The organism is Corynebacterium sp. HMSC072D12, from assembly GCF_001813925.1.
Classification (GTDB): domain Bacteria; phylum Actinomycetota; class Actinomycetes; order Mycobacteriales; family Mycobacteriaceae; genus Corynebacterium; species Corynebacterium aurimucosum.
Genome location: NZ_KV814411.1, coordinates 48,896 through 70,755, shown reverse-complemented (window position 1 = coordinate 70,755; position 21,860 = coordinate 48,896). Strand labels below are relative to the sequence as shown.

20 protein-coding genes are annotated in these 21,860 nt (G+C 60.5%); 15 read left to right on the top strand and 5 right to left on the bottom strand.

Features of this window, described 5'->3' with window-relative positions; genetic code table 11:
- Positions 1-51: 51 nt before the first annotated feature.
- The 5 genes from HMPREF2943_RS07885 to HMPREF2943_RS07865 all read right to left on the bottom strand — a co-directional run bounded on the left by HMPREF2943_RS07885 (position 52) and on the right by HMPREF2943_RS07865 (position 5,559).
- Entirely contained in the window at positions 52-729 is a 678-nt protein-coding gene (locus tag HMPREF2943_RS07885; protein ID WP_070711280.1) for an FMN reductase, read from the bottom strand.
- A complete protein-coding gene (locus tag HMPREF2943_RS07880) occupies positions 730-1,836 on the bottom strand; it encodes an LLM class flavin-dependent oxidoreductase (RefSeq protein WP_070446830.1) in 1,107 nt (368 codons plus the stop codon).
- A gap of 45 nt (positions 1,837-1,881) precedes the next feature.
- Positions 1,882-2,604 carry a CBS domain-containing protein gene (locus HMPREF2943_RS07875; RefSeq protein WP_070711279.1) on the bottom strand — a complete coding sequence of 241 codons (723 nt, stop codon included), beginning with the start codon at positions 2,602-2,604 and terminating at the stop codon, positions 1,882-1,884.
- Between the two features lie 135 nt (positions 2,605-2,739).
- Positions 2,740-4,350 carry an inorganic phosphate transporter gene (locus tag HMPREF2943_RS07870; RefSeq protein ID WP_070446835.1) on the bottom strand — a complete coding sequence of 537 codons (1,611 nt, stop codon included), beginning with the start codon at positions 4,348-4,350 and terminating at the stop codon, positions 2,740-2,742.
- Between the two features lie 315 nt (positions 4,351-4,665).
- The gene (locus HMPREF2943_RS07865; RefSeq protein ID WP_070446836.1) at positions 4,666-5,559 is read right to left on the bottom strand and encodes a KPN_02809 family neutral zinc metallopeptidase; all 894 of its coding nucleotides are present in this window, start codon (positions 5,557-5,559) and stop codon (positions 4,666-4,668) included.
- Between the two features lie 204 nt (positions 5,560-5,763).
- Between HMPREF2943_RS07865 and aspS the strand changes: the two genes are divergently transcribed.
- From aspS to nusB, 15 genes are all read left to right on the top strand, one after another.
- Positions 5,764-7,584 (top strand): aspartate--tRNA ligase, encoded by a 1,821-nt coding sequence (gene aspS / locus HMPREF2943_RS07860; RefSeq protein ID WP_070711278.1) that lies wholly within the window; start codon positions 5,764-5,766, stop codon positions 7,582-7,584.
- Positions 7,585-7,665: 81 nt separating this feature from the next.
- Positions 7,666-8,868, top strand: a complete 1,203-nt coding sequence (locus HMPREF2943_RS07855; RefSeq protein WP_070644991.1) for a phosphotransferase — start codon at positions 7,666-7,668, stop codon at positions 8,866-8,868.
- Complete coding sequence (locus HMPREF2943_RS07850) at positions 8,868-10,223, top strand: replication-associated recombination protein A (protein ID WP_070711277.1); 1,356 nt, start codon at positions 8,868-8,870, stop codon at positions 10,221-10,223. The genes HMPREF2943_RS07855 and HMPREF2943_RS07850 overlap by 1 nt, the downstream gene beginning before the upstream one ends.
- 67 nt (positions 10,224-10,290) lie before the next feature.
- Entirely contained in the window at positions 10,291-12,978 is a 2,688-nt protein-coding gene (gene alaS / locus HMPREF2943_RS07845; RefSeq protein WP_070711276.1) for an alanine--tRNA ligase, read from the top strand.
- Positions 12,979-13,023: 45 nt separating this feature from the next.
- On the top strand, positions 13,024-13,572 hold the full coding sequence (ruvX, locus tag HMPREF2943_RS07840) for a Holliday junction resolvase RuvX (RefSeq protein WP_070446844.1): 549 nt from the start codon (positions 13,024-13,026) through the stop codon (positions 13,570-13,572).
- A 22-nt stretch (positions 13,573-13,594) separates the two neighbouring features.
- On the top strand, positions 13,595-14,770 hold the full coding sequence (gene mltG / locus HMPREF2943_RS07835; RefSeq protein ID WP_070644989.1) for an endolytic transglycosylase MltG: 1,176 nt from the start codon (positions 13,595-13,597) through the stop codon (positions 14,768-14,770).
- Between the two features lie 4 nt (positions 14,771-14,774).
- Positions 14,775-15,581 carry a shikimate dehydrogenase gene (locus HMPREF2943_RS07830; protein ID WP_070711275.1) on the top strand — a complete coding sequence of 269 codons (807 nt, stop codon included), beginning with the start codon at positions 14,775-14,777 and terminating at the stop codon, positions 15,579-15,581.
- A 59-nt stretch (positions 15,582-15,640) separates the two neighbouring features.
- A complete protein-coding gene (locus tag HMPREF2943_RS07825; protein ID WP_070644867.1) occupies positions 15,641-16,033 on the top strand; it encodes a prepilin peptidase in 393 nt (130 codons plus the stop codon).
- A gap of 51 nt (positions 16,034-16,084) precedes the next feature.
- On the top strand, positions 16,085-17,296 hold the full coding sequence (gene aroC / locus HMPREF2943_RS07820; protein WP_070711274.1) for a chorismate synthase: 1,212 nt from the start codon (positions 16,085-16,087) through the stop codon (positions 17,294-17,296).
- Positions 17,293-17,802, top strand: a complete 510-nt coding sequence (locus HMPREF2943_RS07815) for a shikimate kinase (RefSeq protein ID WP_070446851.1) — start codon at positions 17,293-17,295, stop codon at positions 17,800-17,802. The genes aroC and HMPREF2943_RS07815 overlap by 4 nt, the downstream gene beginning before the upstream one ends.
- A gap of 75 nt (positions 17,803-17,877) precedes the next feature.
- Positions 17,878-18,948 carry a 3-dehydroquinate synthase gene (aroB, locus tag HMPREF2943_RS07810; RefSeq protein ID WP_070711273.1) on the top strand — a complete coding sequence of 357 codons (1,071 nt, stop codon included), beginning with the start codon at positions 17,878-17,880 and terminating at the stop codon, positions 18,946-18,948.
- 18 nt (positions 18,949-18,966) lie between these two features.
- Positions 18,967-19,392 (top strand): type II 3-dehydroquinate dehydratase, encoded by a 426-nt coding sequence (gene aroQ, locus HMPREF2943_RS07805; protein WP_070446855.1) that lies wholly within the window; start codon positions 18,967-18,969, stop codon positions 19,390-19,392.
- Positions 19,393-19,434: 42 nt separating this feature from the next.
- Positions 19,435-20,526: a M24 family metallopeptidase gene (locus HMPREF2943_RS07800; RefSeq protein ID WP_070446856.1), complete on the top strand. Its 1,092-nt coding sequence runs from the start codon at positions 19,435-19,437 to the stop codon at positions 20,524-20,526.
- A 94-nt stretch (positions 20,527-20,620) separates the two neighbouring features.
- Complete coding sequence (efp, locus tag HMPREF2943_RS07795) at positions 20,621-21,184, top strand: elongation factor P (RefSeq protein WP_070446858.1); 564 nt, start codon at positions 20,621-20,623, stop codon at positions 21,182-21,184.
- Between the two features lies 1 nt (position 21,185).
- Positions 21,186-21,716 carry a transcription antitermination factor NusB gene (nusB, locus tag HMPREF2943_RS07790; RefSeq protein ID WP_070711272.1) on the top strand — a complete coding sequence of 177 codons (531 nt, stop codon included), beginning with the start codon at positions 21,186-21,188 and terminating at the stop codon, positions 21,714-21,716.
- Positions 21,717-21,860 lie beyond the last annotated feature (144 nt).

The following is a 21,860-nucleotide window of genomic DNA, read 5'->3' as shown; positions in this document are numbered from 1 at the left end:
GCGTTAAATAAGTTACGCTTTACGATAGTACCGAGAGGCCTCCATAGCTGCTTAGTCCGGTTGGCCGTCGTGGCGGGAGAGGATTTCGCGGAAACCTGCAGGATCCGAATCCAGTATGTCTTCGGAACTGTCCTGGGGCGTTTCCTGCGTTTCGCTGAGGGTGCCCGTAAGCCCAGCGACCCGGTCGAGCGGGCGCACCATGAGATCCGCTAACTCCCTAGCGGCACGCTCGATGCGCCTTTCATTACGCGCGCCCTCCGCGGTGCCATAATCCTCCGTGGCTTGGAAGACGCCGGTGGGGACCACCGTGGCGTGCAGGTAATTGAGTAGAGGCCGCAGGGCATAGTCCAGGACCAGCGCATGCCGGCTGGAGCCGCCCGTGGCCGCGATAAGGGTAGGAAGCCCCTCCAAGGAATGCGGCTCCAAGGTGTCGAAGAACATCTTGAACAGGCCCGAGTAGCTTCCTTGGAACACGGGACTGACTGCGATGAGACCGTCGGCATTCAGCACGGCGGACTGTGCCGCCTTCAGACGAGGCGTGGGCGAGACCCAGTTGGTCATGGCCTCGGCCAGCTCGCCCGCGAGTTCGCGTAGCTCCACGACGGTGATGTCCACGCCTTCACCCCGGGCGGTGACATGGGCGGTGGTGGCGGATGAGAGGGCGTCACCAAGCGCGCGCGTCGACGACGGCAAGGACAGCCCAGCCGTAACAACCACGAGTGAGCGCATTTATTTCTCCTCTCCAGGGCTGACCAGCGCGTGTGGGGGATAGGAGCCAAGCGTGGCGTGCGTCGGTGGGTCAGAAGGTACATGATCTGGGCGGCGTTCCTCAAAGCGGCGGCGCAGTTCCGGCACGACCTGGGTGCCGAGGATTTCGATCTGTTCTAGCACCACTTCTTGCGGCAGTCCGGCGTGGTCGATGAGGAAAAGCTGGCGTTGATAGTCACCAACCCAATCAGCAAACTGCAGCGTGCGCTCCACCACTTGCTCCACGGTGCCTACCGTTAAGGGGGTTTGAGCCGTGAATTCTTCCAGGGAAGGACCGTGGCCGTAGACCGGAGCGTTATCGAAGTAGGGGCGGAAGAAATCCTTCGCCTCCTGCTCAGTAGACCCGATGAAAACGTGCCCGCCGAGGCCCACGATGGCCTGATCGGCACGGCCGTGCCCATAGGATTCATAGCGGTTGCGGTAGAGGTTCACCATCTTCGCGGTGTGTTCCTTGTTCCAGAAGATGTTGTTGTGGAAGAAGCCATCGCCATAATAGGCAGCCTGTTCGGCAATCTGCGGGGAGCGGATGGAGCCGTGCCAGACAAAGGGCGGGATACTGTCGAGCGGCGCCGGTGTGGCGGTGAATCCCTGGAGAGGGGTACGGAACTTTCCTTGCCAGGACACGACGGGCTCACGCCAGAGACGGCGCAGCAAGTGATAATTCTCCACCGCGAGGGGGATGCCCTCGCGGATGTCCTTGCCAAACCACGGGTAGACCGGGCCAGTGTTACCGCGGCCCAGCATCAGGTCGATGCGCCCGTCGGCGAGGTGCTGGAGAAAGGCGTAGTCCTCCGCGAGGCGGACGGGGTCGTTGGTAGTGATCAGCGTGGTGGCAGTGGAGAGTTGAAGGTTCTTTGTCTGTGCCGCGATATAGGCCAGGTGAGTGGTGGGTGCCGATGGGACGAAAGGTGGGTTGTGGTGCTCGCCGGTGGCGAAAATATCGAGCCCTACCTCCTCCGCCTTGAGCGCGATTTCCGTTATCGCGCGGATGCGCTCGGCCTCGGTGGGGGTGCGGCCGGTGGTGGGGTCTTGCGTGACGTCACCAATGCTGAAAACTCCGAATTGCATGCCAATCTCCCTTCTGTGACGTGTCAACAATAATGTACCAGGAGATTATTCCCATTCGAGGGCGTCGACCAACACTGCGAGATCTCCCGGTGTCGCGATAGCCAGCGGACGCTGCGAAGCCTTTCCATGCTCGGTGAGGAGGACTGCGCTGGCACGGACGCCATCTACGGTGGCCTCTGTGAGAGCATCGATAACCTCTTGCGCGCTGGCTGTGCGGGGCAGAAACTCGGCGCGGTCCTTCTTCTCGGCGAATTCCAGAACGGCGCTAATCGACGCCGCATTGACCACGCCATCGTCTCCCAAATCAGCCGCAATCCACCGGGCGATGACGTTGGTCGTCAGCAGCGCCTGGTAAGTCCCCGAATCATAGATAGGGATCTGCGAATAGCCGGTCTGGTTAATGAGCCGTAAGGCCTCCATGATTGGGGTTTCGGGGGCAAGAATGGTTACGTCACGGTCAGAAAGAAGGGACTGCGCTGTAGGCGGATCCGTGAGAAGGCGCTGCAGGTTTTCCAGCTGCGTGACGACCTGTGGGTGTGGGGTAGCGATGGGTGCGCCGTCGAAGTAGCGGCCATGGGCAATGGCATTGCGCAGGTTACCAAAGTCCTTCAGCTGTTCCGCTTGGCGCTTGCCCAACAGATGTTTGTCGTGTGCGCGATCAACAATCCACCAGAAAGAATCTGAATTCTTCGCCCCAATTGCCTGGCGGAGAAATTGTTCAATGTCGTTGAAGGCGGAAAAGAATCTGGCCAGGGAGTTATCGCTCATGAAGCCCCAGTGTACGGATTTGGCAGTGCGTGCTGAGTCCGGTCGCTAAAACACAATCACCGCGAGGACCCCGGTTGTTGGGGCACTCGCGGCGATAGGGCACTATGTGCTGTGCGCGTGTGATGCGCTGAAGCTTTAGAAGGCGACGCGCAGGATAGAAACCGTCACGGCTGCGATGGCTGCCGCTGCCGGGAGGGTGATAACCCACGCGAGGGCGATCGGCTTCATCAGCTTCCAGTTGGCGGCGCGGTTTACGATGCCGACACCCAGGACAGCGCCGATGAGGATGTGGGTCGAGGAGACCGGCAGGCCCAAGAGGGACGCTGCCATGACGACGGCAGCGGCGGCCAGTTCAGCGGCGAAACCGGAGGAGGGGTGCATCTGAGTCAGGCCCGAACCGACCGTCTGGATAACGAAGCGGCCGATGAACCAGAGGCCAGAAATCAGGGCGATACCCATGGCCACCATGACCGGGAGAGGGACAGTGACTTCATCGGAAATCTGGTTCGTCCGCAGGACGTCGAAGACGGCGGCGAAGGGGCCAATAGCGTTAGCGATATCGTTCGAGCCATGTGAGAACGCGAAGGCCGAAGCAGTAAAGACCTGCATCCACGAGAAGAGAAGGAAGGTCGAGCGTGACAGGGACTTCTTCTTCAGGGAGCGGGCGAAGATAAACACAGCCATCCAGACCACGGCGCCTACCATGCCCATAACCAGGAAGTTCTCCAGGGTGGAGAAGTCAACGCCGGTGTTCTTCAACCCCTTGAAAAGCATCATCGCGGAAATAATGATGGCGCCCAAAGCAGCCAGCAGTGGGACCCAGTTCTCCAGGGCGCGGTGCGCATTGATGTCCTCAAGATCCTTGTTGAGGTTATGCAAGTCCCGGTAGTAGTCGGACTCGAGAGCCTCTGGGTCATAATCATCTTCCGCTGTGAGAGCAGCATCACGAGCCATGGCGTTGGTGTAGGAAATCTGCTGCAGCTCATTCATGCGCTCGAAGCGGGTCTTGTGCTCCTTGCGTAGTGCCGAGCGACGAACCTTGATCTCACGCAGGCGTTCGTCCGCAGCGTCGTTGTACACCAAGATGGAGGACTTGATCCACTTGAAGAGAAGGAAGGCGGCAATGCCACCAAGAACTGGGGAAAGGACCCAGGAGAAGGCAATGGTGCCGATTCCGCCCCACTGCACCATGTCCATGCCACCCTTGCCGGTGATGAAGCCGACGGTCAGTGCAGCGCCGACGATACCGCCGACGATGGAGTGGGTCGTAGAAACCGGCCAGCCCATCCGGGTGGCGACGAGTAGCCAGATGGCGGCACCTAGGAGCGATGCCATCATGATGTAGACGAACTCCATCGGGTCTAGACCGTCAATTGCATCAAGGTCCACGATGCCGGAACGGACGGTATCCGTCACCTCACCGCCAGCGAGGATGGCACCGGATACCTCGAAGACTGCAGCGACCGCGAGGGCCTGCTTCATCGACAAGGTTCCTGCACCCACGGAGGTACCGAAGGAGTTGGCGACGTCATTGCCGCCAATGTTGAAGGCCATGAATAGGGCGAAGATGATCGCTGTAATCAGGACTACGCGATTAGCCCCCTCAGCAACTTCTCCGTTGCTCCAAATGATGAAGAAGATCAGCGTGACAGCGGTGATGGCGCCGAAGAACAAGTGCCAAATCCAGTCCTTGTTCTTGCCATTCATCGATTCGAGGTCAGGCATCGTCGGCGTGGCGGTGCTCAAAACGTCGTTCCTTTCATGAAGAGAACGCTGCGTGATGAGGAAGCGCGGGCTGCCGCAGGCAGGGCGAATGCGCCGTGAAAGCAGGGGATAATGTGCCTGTCGCGGTGCAGGGTGATGGCATCACGCACGGTTCTTTTATGCTTTTAAAGACAGAGCGGATCCCACCACAATCCGGCGGGAACTTGATCAGGGTAAAGCATCAAGATTGCCGGCAGGTAAACACTTCATGTATTTGAATTTAATCTGCACTTTTCTGGCACATTTGGGGGTGGTGCGACCTTTCATCGGCCGCACTAGCACCTTTTAAGCGCAGTATTAAGACTTATAGACGCCTCGGCCCAAGGTATCGCACTGTTCCATCTTGCCGGTGTTATATCCAGCGAGGAAGGCCTGAGCGCGGTCCTCGGAGGAGCCGTGCGTCCACATGTCCGGGCGTACTTCGCCGCCCGAGCGGCGCTGGATGTTGTCATCGCCTACAGCACGAGCGGTGTTCACGGCATCGGTTACTTGTTGTTCAGTAATCGTTTCGAGCAAAGCGTCTTCGCCCTCATCGGCGTAGTGCGCCCAGAGGCCGGCATAGCAATCAGCTTGCAGCTCAATCTTCACAGCGTTGGAATCCTCGCCAGGCTCGTTGTAATTGGACAAGCTGAGCGTGCCTTCCAGTTTTTGAATGTGGTGGCCAAATTCGTGGGCCACGATGTACATCTGGGCCAGAGGAGCATTCTCGCCGCCGAAATTGCGGAGCTGATCAAAGAAGGCGGTGTCGAAGTAGGCCGACTCATCCGCAGGGCAGTAGAACGGGCCCGTAGCGCCTGAAGCCTGGCCGCAGCCCGACATGGTGGTGTTGTTGAAGATGACGCGGCCCGGCTCGACGTACTCGATGCCTGCCTGATCCGGCAACTGCTGGGCCCAGACCTTGTCGACGGACTGGGCGGCGAACATGACGCGGCAATCGTCGTACTTATTGCCGTCCTCAGCAGTTTGGCAGTGCGCAAATGCGTCTTCGCCGCTTTCCTCTGGTCCCACCTGGGTCTGGTCGGTCTGGGGATCGCTTTCGGTGATGGCGCCGGGATCGCCGCCGAGGAGTAGATAGAGACCAATGAGAAGGAGAGAGCCAATGCCGCCGCCGGTAGCGATCATGCCGCCGCGGCCTCCACCGCCGGAGCTAGCTCGCTTACCATCAAAATTGGCGCCAGATTTAAAAGTCATGCCAGAGATTTTGCCACAAGCCGTAGGTGCTGTCTGCTCGATAAGTGGACTGCTGTTAAGCACACGGTGCTCACCCTAGCGCTGTGCAAGTCCGGTGTGGGCGGTAGACTTGGGCCGTTCAAGTACTTGCATCCCTCGGCGCGTGCTGTCTACGCGTGGCGTGTGTGGGTGCGAGCGTCAACAATGAGAAGGGATTGAACGAGAGTGCTGCGTACACATTTGGCAGGCGAACTGCGCAAGGAGATGGCAGGGGAGACCGTCACCCTGACGGGTTGGGTCGCTCGCCGTCGCGACCATGGCGGTGTTATCTTCATTGATCTGCGTGACCGCTCTGGCGTTGCCCAGGTGGTTTTCCGCGAATCTGAGGTAGCTGAGCGCGCCCACGATCTGCGTTCTGAATACTGCGTCAAGGTTACCGGCGTAGTGGAGCCGCGCCCGGAAGGTTCGGCTAACGCAAACCTGGCATCTGGTGAGATTGAGGTTAACGTCTCGGACCTGGAGGTGCTCAACAAGTCCGCAGCGCTGCCGTTCCAGATTGATGATCCGTCTTCTTCCGGTGAAGTCGGTGAAGAGACCCGTCTGAAGTACCGTTACTTGGACCTGCGCCGCGAGCGTCAGCACGAGGCTCTGCGCCTGCGCTCCGCCGCTAACCGCGCCGCCCGCGAAGTTCTGGACAACCACGACTTTACCGAGATTGAAACCCCGACCCTGACCCGTTCCACCCCGGAGGGCGCTCGTGACTTCCTCGTGCCCGCCCGCCTCAAGCCGGGCAGCTGGTACGCACTCCCGCAGTCTCCGCAGCTTTTTAAGCAGCTGCTCATGGTGGCCGGCATGGAGCGCTACTACCAGATTGCTCGCTGCTACCGCGATGAGGACTTCCGCGCGGACCGCCAGCCTGAATTTACGCAGCTCGACGTCGAAATGTCCTTCGTAGACCAGGACGATGTTATTGCACTAGCGGAAGAGATTGTATCCGCTCTCTGGAAGCTGATCGGCTACGAGATTAAGACGCCCATCCCGCGCATGACCTACGCCGATGCCATGAAGTACTACGGATCTGACAAGCCGGATCTGCGCTTCGACATCAAGATCGTGGAGTGCACCGACTTCTTCAAGGACACCACCTTCCGTGTCTTCCAGAACGAATACGTCGGTGCTGTCGTCATGGAAGGCGGAGCCTCCCAGCCGCGCCGCCAGTTCGATGCGTGGCAGGAATGGGCAAAGCAGCGCGGTGCGAAGGGCCTGGCTTATATCACCATCGCCGAGGACGGCACCCTGGGCGGCCCAGTGGCCAAAAACATTACTGACGCCGAGCGCCAGGGCATTGCCGAGCACGTCGGTGCTAAGCCGGGCGACGCCATCTTCTTTGCCGCCGGTGACGTAAAGTCTTCCCGTGCTTTGCTGGGCGCTGCGCGCGGTGAGATCGCAAAGAAGCTGGACCTTATCAAGGACGGCGACTGGGCCTTCACCTGGGTCGTGGACGCACCGCTCTTCGAGCCGGCCGCCGATGCCACCGCTTCGGGTGATGTGGCTCTGGGTCACTCCAAGTGGACGGCTGTCCACCACGCCTTTACCTCGCCGAAGCCGGAGTACCTGGATAACTTTGATGAGAATCCGGGAGAGGCCTTGGCCTACGCCTATGACATCGTCTGCAACGGCAACGAGATTGGCGGCGGCTCCATCCGTATCCACGACCAGGATGTGCAGAAGCGCGTCTTCGATGTCATGGGCATTGGTGAAGAGGAAGCGCAGGAGAAGTTCGGCTTCCTGCTCGACGCTTTCCAGTTCGGTGCCCCGCCGCATGGCGGCATTGCTTTCGGTTGGGACCGCATTGTCTCCCTGCTGGGCGGATTCGATTCCATCCGCGACGTCATTGCCTTCCCGAAGTCGGGCGGCGGCGTTGATCCTCTGACCGATGCTCCGGGCACCATCCCCGCTGAGCAGCGCAAGGAGACCGGCGTGGACTTCAAGCCGGAAAAGGCGGCTAAGGCTGCACAGGGTGAAAAGGCTGGGAAGGAGTCTTAAGACCGCGCAGCGCCGGTAAGGTAGTTGGGCCTACGACTAGTGGAGGCAGGCAAGCAAGTGAATTCGATGGGACACGAGTCCATGGACAGTTCTGCGGCTGATGCCGTGGTGGCGGAAGCATCGCTGATGATTTCCCGCCGCTATGGCGGCGAGCCTGAGCTGAGTGACATTCAACAGCTCACCGGCTCGGGCAATGCTGTGGTGCTTCGTGCCCGCACGACACCAAGTGCCTTCTTTCCACATCGGTCGGTCGTCATCAAGTACAACCCGGTCACCGGACACACTATTGATGACGCCGCACTCCTGCGTGAAGTGGTGGCCTATCAATTCACCACAGCGCTGTCTGAAGAGGTCCGCCCAGGCCCAGTCCTTCTTGCGCACGATGTGGAAAAGCGCATCCTCGTGCTCACCGACGCGGGCGATGGCGACACCTTGGCGGACGCCCTCGCCCACAGCAGCGATGAAGACCGCGTCGAGCTGCTCCGATCCCTGGGCAGCGCGCTGGGCAAGATGCACGCAGGAACCGCAGGGCGCGAGGAGGATTACGAGGCCCTGCTGAACCGTCAGCTGCGCCGGCATCCCGAATACGCTGAGCACCAGGCGCTACGTGATGATTCGCTGAAGAGCTCCATCATGATCGGCGCTGACATTCTCAATGAGGCCGGACTGGAACCGCCGAAACACGTTCGCGAATTGGCTCGCACCGCCATGCAGAGCTTTAGTTCTGGCCGCAACCGCGCCTTTACCCCCTTCGATCTGTCCCCAGACAACATCATCGTGGGGACAGCGTTAACCTTCCTGGATTATGAATGGGCTGGTTTCCGTAACGTTGGCTTTGACGTGGCCTGCGTTGTTGCAGGCTTCCCACAATTCCTGTTCTCACGGCCGATTACTGATAGCGAAGCGGAAATCTTCATCCAAGCCTGGCAGCGCCGCATCGTCGATGTGTGGCCCCAGTTTGCTGATGAGAAGACGCTGCATGAATTGCTGGTGGCCTGCCTCATAGGCTGGGCCCTGTCGAGCGTGACCACCATGTATGCCGGCGGGATCGAAGGCGTTGTAGCTCTGGCGGAGGGCAACGCCGAGATTTATCGTGACCCGCATCGCTCGTTGCTTCGCCGTTCCGACCAGGGGCCGTTCACCGAGGATGAGGCTCTCATCCGCCGTGATCTTTATGAAACTTTCGAGGCGCTGTCGCGGTTTGCCGCGCAGTGCAAGAATGATGGATGCTCCGTGGTGGCCGCATTTGGCCGCGCAGTTGCTTCCCGTCTCCGGGAGTCCTGATGGGGCAGGAGTCACTCTTCGGCGATAACCAGTCAGCGCCCAGCCTGCCGGGTGGCCCCGATATGTTTGCAACTCATTCAGGCTCACCCCTTGCCGCGCGCATGCGGCCGCAGAGCCTCGATGAAGTGGTGGGGCAGAAGCACCTACTGGAGCCGGGGACCCCGTTGCGCCGGCTGGTGGAGGGCTCGGGGGAAGCCTCGGTCATCCTGTACGGCCCGCCGGGAACCGGAAAGACAACGCTCGCCTCCCTGATCGCTTCCTCCTTGGGGGATAACTTCATTGGGCTTTCTGCCCTGGACTCTGGTGTTAAGCAAGTCCGCGAAGTGATCACTCATGCGCGTCGCGAACTCATCGAAGGTCGCCGCACGGTGCTCTTCATCGATGAGGTACACCGCTTCTCCAAAACCCAGCAGGATGCGTTGCTGGCGGCCGTGGAGAACCGCACTGTCCTTCTCGTGGCCGCGACCACCGAGAATCCTTCGTTTTCTGTGGTAGCGCCGCTGCTTTCGCGTTCGCTGTTGCTGCACTTGGAGCCGCTTGACGATGTCTCCCTCCGCAGCCTCGCGGAGCGGGCGCTGAGGAGTGAGCGCGGTTTGGCGGGGCGAATCACTGCCACGGAAGACGCTTTGGATCAGCTGGTGCTGCTCGCCGGCGGTGATGCTCGACGGACGCTGACCTATCTCGAGGCGGCCGCCGAAGCGGTGCCGGATGGCGGCGAGCTCACCGTCGACATTCTCAAAGACAACGTCAACCGCGCGGTCGTGCGCTATGACCGTGACGGGGACCAGCACTATGATGTTGTCTCCGCCTTTATTAAGTCCATCCGCGGCTCCGACGTGGACGCCGCGTTGCACTACCTTGCCCGCATGATTGAGGCCGGCGAAGACCCGCGCTTCATAGCGCGCCGGCTCATCGTGCATGCCTCCGAGGACGTTGGGATGGCGGATCCCACCGCTTTGCCCACCGCCGTGGCCGCGGCGGAGGCTGCGGCCCTGATTGGCCTGCCCGAGGCGCGCATCCCGCTGGCGCAGGCCACGATCCACCTGGCCACGGCGCCGAAGTCGAATTCCGTTATTAATGCCATCAACGCTGCCCAAGCCGATATCCAGGCCGGTAAGAGCGGGCACGTCCCGCCGCACCTGCGCGACGGTCACTACGAGGGTGCCAAGCGCTTGGGAAACGCTGTCGGCTACCGGTACCCGCATGATGATCCACGCGGTGTGCTAGCCCAGCAGTATTTACCGGAGACGCTCACCGATGCCGAGTATTATCAGCCCACCGACCACGGCGCGGAAAAACGGGTGCGCGAGTACCTGGGGAGGTTGCGGGACATCATCCGGGGGCGGCGTCGCTAAGCAGAGCACCGGACGGGTAAAGTTGAGCGCTGACTAGAAACCATTCAACAGTGAAGGACTTTTGCTCGTGAAGACTCATGAGATCCGGGAACGCTTTACCCAGCACTTCGTCAAGGCCGGCCACGAGGCCGTGCCCAGCGCATCGCTGATCCTGGATGACCCGAACCTGCTCTTCGTCAACGCCGGCATGGTTCCCTTCAAGCCCTACTTCTTGGGCCAGCAGAACCCGCCTTTTGCTAACGGTACGGCGACCTCTATCCAGAAGTGCGTGCGCACCCTGGATATCGAGGAAGTAGGCATTCCCACCCGCCACAACACCTTCTTCCAGATGGCAGGCAACTTCTCCTTTGGCCAGTACTTCAAGGAGGGGGCCATTACCCACGCCTGGAACCTGTTGACGAACTCGGTAGAGGATGGTGGCTTGGGGCTCGACCCCGAGCGTTTGTGGGTCACGGTCTACCTCGATGACGATGAAGCAGCCGATATCTGGCACAACAAAATCGGTGTTCCCCGCGAGCGCATTCAGCGCCTCGGCATGGAGGATAATTACTGGTCCATGGGCATTCCTGGCCCGTGCGGACCGTGCTCCGAGATCTACTATGACCGTGGCCCGGAATATGGCCAGGACGGTGGTCCCGTCGCGGACGATAATCGCTACATGGAGATCTGGAACCTGGTCTTCATGCAGAACGAGCGCGGCGAAGGCATTGGCAAGGGCAACTTTGAGATCGTGGGCGAGCTGCCCAAGAAGAACATTGATACCGGCATGGGCATCGAGCGCGTCGCATGCATCCTGCAGGACGTGGACAATGTGTACGAAACGGACCTGTTGCGCCCAGTCATCGACGTAGCCGAAGAGCTCACCGGTGCGAAGTACGTTCCGGATGCGCCGAAGGAAGACCTGATCCGTTTCCGCGTGGTGGCGGACCACTCGCGTACCGGCATGATGCTCATCTTGGATGGCGTTACCCCCGGTAACGAGGGCCGCGGCTACATCCTGCGTCGCCTGCTTCGTCGCATCATTCGCTCCGCCAAGTTGTTGGGCGCGAAAGGCGAGACCATGGAGCGCTTCATGAACACCATCATGGACACCATGACGCCGTCCTACCCGGAGATCGCAGAAAACCGCGAGCGTATTCTGCGCGTTGCCGTGGCAGAGGAGAAGGCCTTCCTCAAGACCTTGGAATCGGGTACCAAGCTTTTCGACGAAGCCGTGACCGAGCTGAAGAGCACCTCCCGCGCAGCTACCCCGAAAGTCCTGTCCGGTGAAAAGGCCTTCGAGCTGCACGATACCTATGGTTTCCCCATCGACTTGACCCTGGAAATGGCGCAGGAAGCCGGTTTGACCGTAGACATGGAAGGCTTCGACGCCGCCATGGGCGAGCAGCGCCGCCGCGCCAAGGCTGATAACCAAGCCAAGAAGCATGGTCATGCTGATCTGTCTCTGTACCGCGAGTGGGTGGATAACCACCCGACGCTGTTCACGGGCTACGAGACCTTGGAGTCGGACGCCAAGGTCATCGGTCTTGTGCGCGATGGCGAGAAGGTCTCCGAGGTCCAGGCAGGGGACACGGTCGAGGTTATCTTGGACCAGTCGCCGCTCTACGCCGAAGCCGGTGGCCAGACCGCTGACCGCGGCCGCATTATCGCGGGCGAGACCCTGCTGGAGGTCAAGGATGTTCAGAAGATTGGCAAGAAGTTGTGGGTTCACAAGGCCACGGTGACCGCCGGTGGCCTTGAGCTGGGCAATGGCGTGACCGCCGCAGTTGACCAGCAGTGGCGCCACGGCGCCGTGCAGGCGCACTCCGCAACGCACCTTATCCACGCCGCGCTGCGCCAGGTGCTGGGCCCGACCGCAGTCCAGGCTGGTTCCTTGAACCGTCCGGGCTACCTGCGCTTTGATTTCAACTACACCGACCAGCTCACGCAGGAGCAGCTCGATGAGATCGCTTTGGTGACCAACCAGGCGGTGGACCAGCACTTCCCGGTCAATACCATCGAGACCTCCTTGGAGAAGGCCAAGGAGATGGGGGCGATGGCCCTCTTTGGTGAGAACTACGGTTCTGAGGTCCGCGTCGTGGAGATGGGCGGCCCCTTCTCCATCGAGCTCTGCGGTGGTACGCACGTGAAGAACACTGCAGAGATCGGCCCGGTATCTGTCCTCGGCGAATCCTCCGTGGGTTCGGGCGCGCGCCGCATCGAGGCTTATTCGGGCCTGGATGCATTCCGCTACTACTCGAAGGAGACCGCCCTCGTCGAGGGGGTCTCTCGTGAGCTCAAGGTCCAGACTGAGGACCTGCCGGAGCGCATCGCGCAGCTGACGGAGAAGCTCAAGGCCGCAGAGAAGCAAATCGCCGAGCTTCACAAGGCCCAGCTCATGTCCCAGACCGCGGAGATGATCTCTACTGCGAAGACCGTCAACGATTTCACCCTCGTGGCTGTCAAGCTGCCTAAGGGGGTCAACGGTGGAGACTTGCGCACACTGGCTTCTGATATCAAGAACCGTCTCGGTGATGCCGCCGGTGTGGTTGTCCTGGCATCGGAGAACGAGGGCGGCAAGCTCCCGTTCATCGTTGGCGCCACTAAGCCTGCAGTCGAGCGCGGTGTCAGGGCTGGTGACTTGGTCAAGGTTATTTCTGGCTATGTCGACGGCAAGGGCGGCGGAAAGCCGGACATGGCCCAGGGCTCGGGCGCGAACGCGGGCGGCCTGCAGGCGGCCTTCAATGCTGTACGCGACGAGCTCGGTCAGCACTAGTAAGGTGCATGCAAATAGCTGAGTCGCAGAATCAGGAGGAGCACGATGGCCGTAGAGCCTGACAAACCAGGCGTCGACGATCCCGGCCCGGGGCGCCGTTTGGGCCTCGACGTCGGTACCGTCCGCATCGGCGTGGCGGTATCTGACCGAGACGCGCGCTTGGCCATGCCGGTCGAAACCGTCCGGCGTGAGACCGGGTTTAAGGACCGCGACAAGGGCGATATTGACCGTTTGCTCGAGCTGATCCATGAGTATGACGCCGTCGAGGTGGCCGTTGGCCTGCCGCGTGATCTCAAAGGCAACGGCTCATCAAGTGTTAAACATGCCAAGGAAATCGCGTTTCGTATCCGCCGCCGCTTGGCAAAAGATGACAGGATGAAGGAACCTCCGCCCGTACGCATGGTGGATGAGCGCCTCACTACGGTGGTGGCAACCTCTGCTTTGCGGGCCTCTGGCGTGTCAGAGAAGCGTGGTCGCTCGGTCATTGACCAAGCTGCCGCGGTGGAAATTTTGCAGTCCTGGCTGGATGCGCGCCATTTCGCGTTGCACGGCCACAGCCCTTCAAACGTAGGAGACGAAGTACGTGAGCCGTAAACCTTCACGCATCGGACGCTCGATGGAACCTCAATATGTCAAGCGCCGTCAGCGCGGCATGGCCGTGCTCATCGCAAGCTTGGTCCTTATCATTGGCGGACTCGGCTACATCGGCTTCCGCCTTCTGGGAGGGGGCAGTACCTTGGACTACGAGGGGCAAGGCAACGGTGTCACACAGCTTGTTCAGGTCCCAGAAGGCTCGTCCATGGGTGAATTAGCACCCGAGCTGGCAGAAAAGAACGTGGTGAAGACATCCGAAGCTTTCTCCTCAGCAGCCAACTCCAACCCACGCGCAAGCCAAATCAAACCCGGCTTTTACCGTCTCCAGGAGGAGATGAGCGCGAAGGCCGCTGTCGAAGCGCTGCTCGATGAAGCCAATATGGTGGACCTCCTCGACGTCCAAGGCGGTGCCACGCTGCTCGACGTCAACGTGCTTGGCGGTGATGTTCGCTACGGCATTTACTCCTTGATTTCCCAGGTCTCGTGCAAGGAAGGCGGCTGCGTCTCCGCTGAAGAGCTCGAGAAGATTGCGGCCACCGTGGACCCAGCTGAGCTGGGCGCACCGGAGTGGGCCCTGGAAGAGATTCGCGCACGAGGCGAGGACCCGAAGCGCCTTGAGGGGCTGATTGCCCCGGGCCAGTACGTGCTGGATCCGAACATGGATGCCCAGGAGATTCTGACGGACCTGATCACCCGCTCTACGAAGAAGTACAACGACACCAACATCGTTGACCGCGCCCAAGCAATTGGTCTGAAGCCCTATGAGCTTCTAACTGCCGCTTCATTGGTGGAACGCGAGTCCCCGGCCGGTGAATTCGACAAGGTTGCTCGAGTGATCCTCAACCGCCTCGATGAACCGATGCGCCTCGAGTTGGACTCCACCGTGAACTATGGCCTCGAGGACGTGGAGCTGGCCACCACCGATGAGGACCGCCACCGCGAGACGCCATGGAATACCTACGCCAAGGACGGTCTGCCTGATTCGCCGATTGCCTCGCCTTCGGAGGAAGCTATCCAGGCCATGGAGAACCCGGCGGAAGGAAACTGGCTCTTCTTCGTCACCGTCGATGACAAGGGCACCACCGTGTTTACCGATAACTACGATGAGCACCTTGCCAACGTCGATGATGCGGTGCGCTCTGGCATCCTGGACAGCCAGCGCGAGGCCGAAGGTGCGCCGCCAGCCGAGGAGCAGTAAACCAATGCCGCGCGCCGCAGTCGTGGGCAGCCCCATTGCCCACTCGCTCTCACCAGTCCTGCATAACGCTGGGTATGAGGCCCTGAGCCTGAAGGAGTGGGACTATACCAAGCATGAGGTGACGGACTTGCCGGCCTTCCTCGCCGAAGTAGGCGAGGAGTACTGCGGTTTCTCCGTCACCATGCCGCTCAAATTTGATGCCCTTGCTTGTGCCGATATCGTCAGCGAGCGAGCTGAGCTCATTGGCTCCGCGAACACCTTGGTACGCACCCCGGAAGGGTGGCGCGCGGATAACACGGATACCGAAGGCGTGCTGGGCGCGCTCGATGAGCTTTTGGGCTCTTCCCAGCCGTCTTCGGCGCTGCTCATCGGCGCCGGCGGAACCGCGCGGCCGGTCCTGTGGGGGCTGGCTCAGCGCGGAGTGAAGGACGTTACCGTGTTGAATCGCTCCGACCGTTTAGCTGAGCTGCGTCCGCTCGCTGACGCCCTCGGTCTCACACTCCATGCGGCAACCTTCGAGGATGATCTAGCAGGCCTTGCGAGAGCAGTAGATCTCCTTGTCTCCACCGTGCCCTCTGCTGCGTTGGAGGGATACCTGACGCAGCTGGCCAAGGCTCCGGTTTTTGACGTTATTTATGATCCGTGGCCTACTCCGCTCACTGTGCATGCGGCCGCTGATGGCTACCGGGCCGTCGGCGGGCACATCATGCTGGCTAATCAGGCTTATTCGCAATTTGAGCAGTTTACCGGGCATACTGCCCCGCGGGCAGAGATGCTGGCGGCGCTCAACAAGGCGCTCAAGCTGCCCTAAGCAAGTCCCCACAGCTTGGTGCGTGCGTCTTGTCCGCCCACGCGGTAGGCTGCGGGACCATGGGGGAACTGCTTTTCTTGGCGTGGGGGTGCGCTTTAATTATTTATGACCTGCGTTTCAAACGCCTGCCTAACTATCTGACTCTGCCTGCCGCAGCCTTATCGCTGTGCTGGTTCAGCGTGGCCGGGCTGCTGTGGCCGGGTATCTACGTGGTGGCGGCGTTGCTAAGCCGCGCCGGAAGCATCGGCGGGGGAGACCTCAAACTGGCGCTGCCGCTGGGAATGGTGACCGCACACGTGGCGGGCGTACCGGGGGTTGCGCTGGCGATGATGGGGGCGTCGCTGAGCACGGTGCTCTGGGGCTATATAACCAGGGATAGGACACCCGCGCATGGACCCGGGATGTTGATTGCCGCAGGACTTGTTGTGTTATTTAGCCCCGACATGGTGTGATAGCAGGCCTAGTGGCCCCGAAGGAACCCTTGGCGTGTGATAATAGTCCGCATGCTTCGTTGGACTACCGCAGGTGAATCTCACGGCCAGGCACTCGTTGCACTCATTGAGCACATGCCGGCCGGGGTTCCCGTTTCCCAAGACGATATTGCTCTCCAGCTCTCTCGCCGCCGCCTCGGCTACGGCCGCGGCGCCCGCATGAAGTTTGAAGCTGATGATCTCACTCTGCTCAGCGGCATTCGCCACGGCCTTACCCTGGGTAGCCCCATCGCTATCATGATTGGCAACACGGAGTGGCCAAAGTGGACCACCATCATGTCCCCGGATGCGCTAGATCTCGATGACCCGGAGACTGCTAAGGCGATGGCTTCCGGTCGCGGTGCTCCGCTCACTCGTCCACGCCCTGGGCACGCCGATTTCGCCGGCATGGTGAAGTTTGATCACGCGGAGGCCCGTCCCATTCTGGAGCGTTCCTCCGCACGCGAGACCGCTGCCCGCGTCGCCGCGGCCACCGTTGCCCGCAACTTCCTTCGCGAAACCCTGGGAGTCGAGGTGCTGTCCCACGTCATCTCCATTGGTGTCTCAGAACCTTATGAGGGCCCGCACCCTAGCTTTGCGGACCTTGAGGCCATCGACGCCTCTCCGGTTCGTGCCTGCGATAAGGCCGCAGAGGAATCGATGATCTCAGAAATCGAGACCGCCAAGAAGCAGGGCGATACCCTCGGCGGCATTGTAGAGGTCATCGTGGAGGGCCTGCCGATTGGTTTAGGCTCCCATACCTCGGGGGAGGACCGTCTCGACGCGCAGCTCGCCGCCGCCTTGATGGGTATTCAGGCGATCAAGGGCGTTGAAGTAGGCGACGGCTTCGCTGAGGCGCGCCGTCGCGGAAGCGAGGCCCACGATGAAATGGTGCGCACCGATGAGGGAGTGGACCGGGAGAGTAACCGGGCTGGTGGCCTGGAAGGCGGCATGACTAATGGCCAGACGCTGCGTTTGCGTGCGGCGATGAAGCCGATTTCTACCGTCCCGCGCGCCCTGAAGACCGTTGATATGGCTACGGGTGGGCCAGCCACTGCCATCCATCAGCGTTCTGATGTCTGTGCAGTTCCAGCGGCTGGCGTGGTGGCCGAAGCCATGGTGGCGCTCGTCCTTGCGCGTGCCGTGTTGGAGAAATTTGGTGGCGATACCTTAGCCGAGACCAAGCGAAACATTGCTGCCTACCAGGATTACGTGGCTAGCCGCTTGGATTGGGGCGAGGCATGAATTCCCCGCACGTCGTTCTTGTAGGGCCTCCTGGCTCCGGAAAGACCACGATTGGCCGGCGCCTCTCCCGCGCGCTGAACTGCGAGGTTGTTGACTCTGATGCCCTCATCGAGGCCCGCTACGGCAAGGCTTGCGGCGAGATTTTCTCTGAGCTGGGTGAACCAGCATTCCGTGAGGTCGAAGCCGAAGCGGTGCGCGAGGCACTCGCCACTACTGGCGTGGTGAGTCTAGGCGGCGGGGCAGTGCTGACCGAATCTACACGCGCCCTGCTCGATGGCCTGACCGTTGTATTCCTTGATATCACCCCCGAAGAAGGCGTAACCCGCACGCTGGGGGACAGCAACCGTCCCGTGCTGGAGTCTGCGGACCCGCTGGCGCACTACACCCAACTTTTGGAAACGCGCCGACCCCTCTACAGCGAGGTCGCTGACTTAAAGGTGCGCACTGGTGTGCGCTCCCCGCAGCAGGTGGTGGGTGACATCTTGAGCTTCCTCGAAACCCTCTAGGACGACGAAACTTCTTTACCCGCTACGTGTCGACGCCTCACGAACCCTGCCACCCCAGCCGAAGGAGCACCACCCATGCACACCATTGCTGTTAATGGACCATCGCCTTATGAGGTCACTCTTGGCAGTGGCCTGAGTACCGCCATGATTGAGCGCGCCGCGGCGATTGGGGCGGCTAAGGTGGCAATCATCCACCAACCGCCGCTCGCGCAGGCTGCCCAAGACTTAGTTAAACAGGCTCGCGTACAGGGGATTGAGGCCACCGCAGTTGCGGTCCCCGATGCCGAAGCCGCCAAACAGATCGACGTGCTCGCCCGCTTGTGGGATATCTTCGGAGAAGTAGGTTTTAGCCGCCGCGATGCCGTCATTGGCCTAGGCGGCGGTGCGGTAACTGACCTGGCTGGGTTTGCTGCGGCGACGTGGATGCGCGGCATCCCGGTGATTCAGGCGCCGACGACGTTGCTCGCCATGGTGGATGCCGCCGTGGGCGGCAAAACCGGCATCAACACAGCCGCGGGAAAGAACCTGGTTGGGGCTTTCCATGAGCCGGACTCAGTCTTTGTTGATGTGGAGCATTTGCGCACGCTGCCAGCCGAGGAAATCGTCGCCGGTTCTGCAGAGATTATCAAGACTGGCTTCATCCATGACCCGCAGATCATTGAGCACTACCTGAAGGATCCCGCCACATGCCTTGAGCCCGACGGCCTGCTGCCGGAGCTCATCGAGCGTTCTATTGCGGTCAAGGCCCACGTGGTGGGTCAGGACTTGAAGGAATCCGGGCTGCGCGAGACTCTCAATTACGGCCATACCTTTGGCCACGCCGTGGAGCGTCGCGAGAACTACTCGTGGCGACACGGCCGCGCGGTAGCGGTGGGCATGATGTTCATTGCCCACCTATCCCACGCGCGCGGGCTTATCGATGCCAACCTCGTGGCCACGCACCGCGACATCTTGACCAGGATTGGGCTGCCGACCACTTATGAACAGGGCCATTTCGAGGAGCTGCTGGATGCAATGCGCCATGACAAGAAGAACCGCGGCGGCCACATCCGCTTTGTAGCGCTCACCGGGATCGGGGAAACCACGCGCTTGGAAGACGCCACTGATGAGGAGCTGCGCGCAGCCTACGTGCAGCTGACCGTATAGGAATTTAAGGAGTTCGCCATGACCATTCTCGTCCTCAACGGCCCGAATCTGAACCGCTTGGGCAAGCGCCAGCCAGAAATCTATGGCAGCGAAACTTTGGAGGATATAGAGACTCGCGTCCGCGCGGCGGCGGGGGAGGAAGAGATCGTCTTCTTCCAATCCAACCACGAGGGCGAACTCATTGAACAGGTGCATCGCGCTGCCGACGAAGGCTGGCCTGTCATCATCAACCCGGGCGGTTTTACACATACCTCGGTGGCACTGCGTGATGCCCTGGCGGAGGTAGCCGATGGCCCCGGATTCGTCGAGGTGCACCTATCCAACGTGCATGCGCGGGAAGCATTTCGGCAGCACTCTTACCTGAGCCCTATCGCTCGCGGTGTTATCGCGGGCCTCGGCTCTTATGGCTATGTCGCGGCACTGGGGTACTTCCTGGCAGATTAGCTATCATGGAGTATCGCTTGAATTGATTGGAGTGGTTCTCTCATGGCATTAGCCGATACTCGTTATGGCAACCGCCGCCGCAAGCTCATGACTGAGCTGACTGGTCAGCGCATTGACGCCATTATCGTTACCCACCTGACGCACGTGCGTTACTTGACCGGCTTTTCGGGATCGAATGGTGGACTGCTGTTGCGCAAGGACCTCTCCGCGCTCATGGCAACGGACGGTCGCTACACCACGCAGATCGCGGAAGAAGTTCCGGACATCGAAGCCAGCCTTGGTCGCGATGTAGGCCCGCACTTGCTGGGGCAGGTTTCTCAAGATCTGCGGGTGGGCTATGAAGCCGACTACGTCACTGTCGCACAACTGCAGCGTCTGGAGAAAGCAAAGCCGGAGGGCGTGACTCTGGTACCGGTCACCGGCGTGATTGAGAAGATTCGCCTGGTCAAGGATCACGTTGAGCTGCAGAAGCTCGAAGAGATAGCGGCCTTGGCCAACCAGGCGCTCACCGATCTCGTAGAGGCTGGGGAGGTCGCCGCTGGGCGCACGGAACGCCAAGTCGCTGCCGATTTGGAATACCGCATGCGCATGCTCGGCTCGGAGCGCGTGAGCTTTGACACCATTGTGGCTTCCGGTGAAAACTCCGCTAAGCCCCACCACGGTGCGGATGACCGCGAGTTGCGCAAGGGGGATTTGGTTACGATCGACTTCGGTGCCCACCTGCGCGGCTTTAACTCCGACTGCACACGCACCTTCGCTATCGGTGAGGTCACTGAGTTTGCCCGTGAAATCTACGACATTGTCCTGCGCGCCCAGGAGGCAGGTGTGAAGGCAGCGGTGCCAGGTGCCAAGCTTGTCGACGTCGACGCGGCCTGCCGTGACATCATCACTGAGGCCGGCTATGGCGAGTACTTCGTTCACTCGACTGGCCACGGAATCGGCCTCGACGTGCACGAAGGGCCCTCCGCAGCGAAAACCGGCAAGGGCGAGCTCGCCGAAGGGATGACGCTGACCATTGAGCCGGGCATCTACGTTCCTGGTAAGGGCGGCGTGCGGATCGAGGACAGCCTGTTTATTACCTCAGGGGCACCAAAGATCATCACGGCCTATCCGAAGGAACTTCAGGTGCTGTAGCCAGCACCCCTTCGTACCGTGCAGCAGCCGCGTACGGTATGCTTAGACACTGTTTTCATAGTTTCGACTACAAGTTATTTGGGAGAGTCATTTCATGGCAGATACCACTGATTTCAAGAACGGCCTCGTTCTGAAGATCGACAACAAGCTGCAGCAGATCGTTGAATTCCAGCACGTCAAGCCTGGCAAGGGTCCTGCATTCGTGCGCACCAAGCTCAAGGATGTGGTCTCTGGCAAGGTCACCGACAAGACCTTTAACGCTGGTGTGAAGGTGGAGACCGCCAACGTTGACCGCCGCGACATGACCTACCTGTACAACGATGGCCAGAACTACGTGGTCATGGATGATAAGACCTACGAGCAGTACGAGCTGCCGTTTGATAAGTTCGGCGACGCCGGCAAGTTCCTCTTGGAAAACATGCGTGTCCAGGTCTCCTTCCACGACGGCGACGCTCTGTTCGGTGAGCTTCCGATCTCCGTTGACCTGAAAGTTGAGCACACCGAGCCAGGTTTGCAGGGTGACCGCTCCAACGGCGGCACCAAGCCGGCGACACTCGAGACCGGTGCCGAGATCCAGGTGCCGCTGTTCATCGAGACCGGTAACACCCTCAAGATCGATACCCGCACTGGCGAGTACCTCTCCCGCGTCAACAACTAAGATGACCCGACCAGAGCCTAACTATAAGCGGCACACCGCGCGCTACCGCGCGCGCCGCCGAGCTGCGGATATTCTCTTCGAAGCAGAATCACGCGACGTTGATCCGGTAGCCATCGTGGAAGACCGCGTCGAGCTTGCTCGCGACCCGGAAAACGGCGTGGCGCCGATCGCGGACTACACCCGCGAAATTGTCAGCGGAGCAGCTGAAGAGCTGGACGCCATTGACGATGCGATTGCTCGTTCCCTCTCCAGCGAGTGGTCGCTCGAACGCATTCCCGCCGTTGACCGCGCGATCATGCGAGTATCGGTATGGGAAATCCTCTTCAACGCGGATGTTCCGAACGCTACCGCGCTCGTTGAAGGCGTGGAGCTTGCTTCCGAATACTCCAATGACAAGGCCGCGCCTTATATCCATGCGGTGCTGGATGACGTCATCCAATCACAGTCTGCGGATAGCCCGATGGCCTCGTCCTCTGCCGAGGAGCCCGCGGAGCCCGCTGAGACTGCGGAAACGGAAGGGGACACCGAATAGGGACCCACCGCTGGCGTTAATTGTTTCGCCAGCCCTTCCAGAAAAACTCCGGCCAGTTAGCTTTGCGGACTGGCCGGAGTTTTGTCTTGGACGGGTTCAAATAGAAAACTGCCCTTGTTGCCAAAGATCTGGCCAGATCTTGAG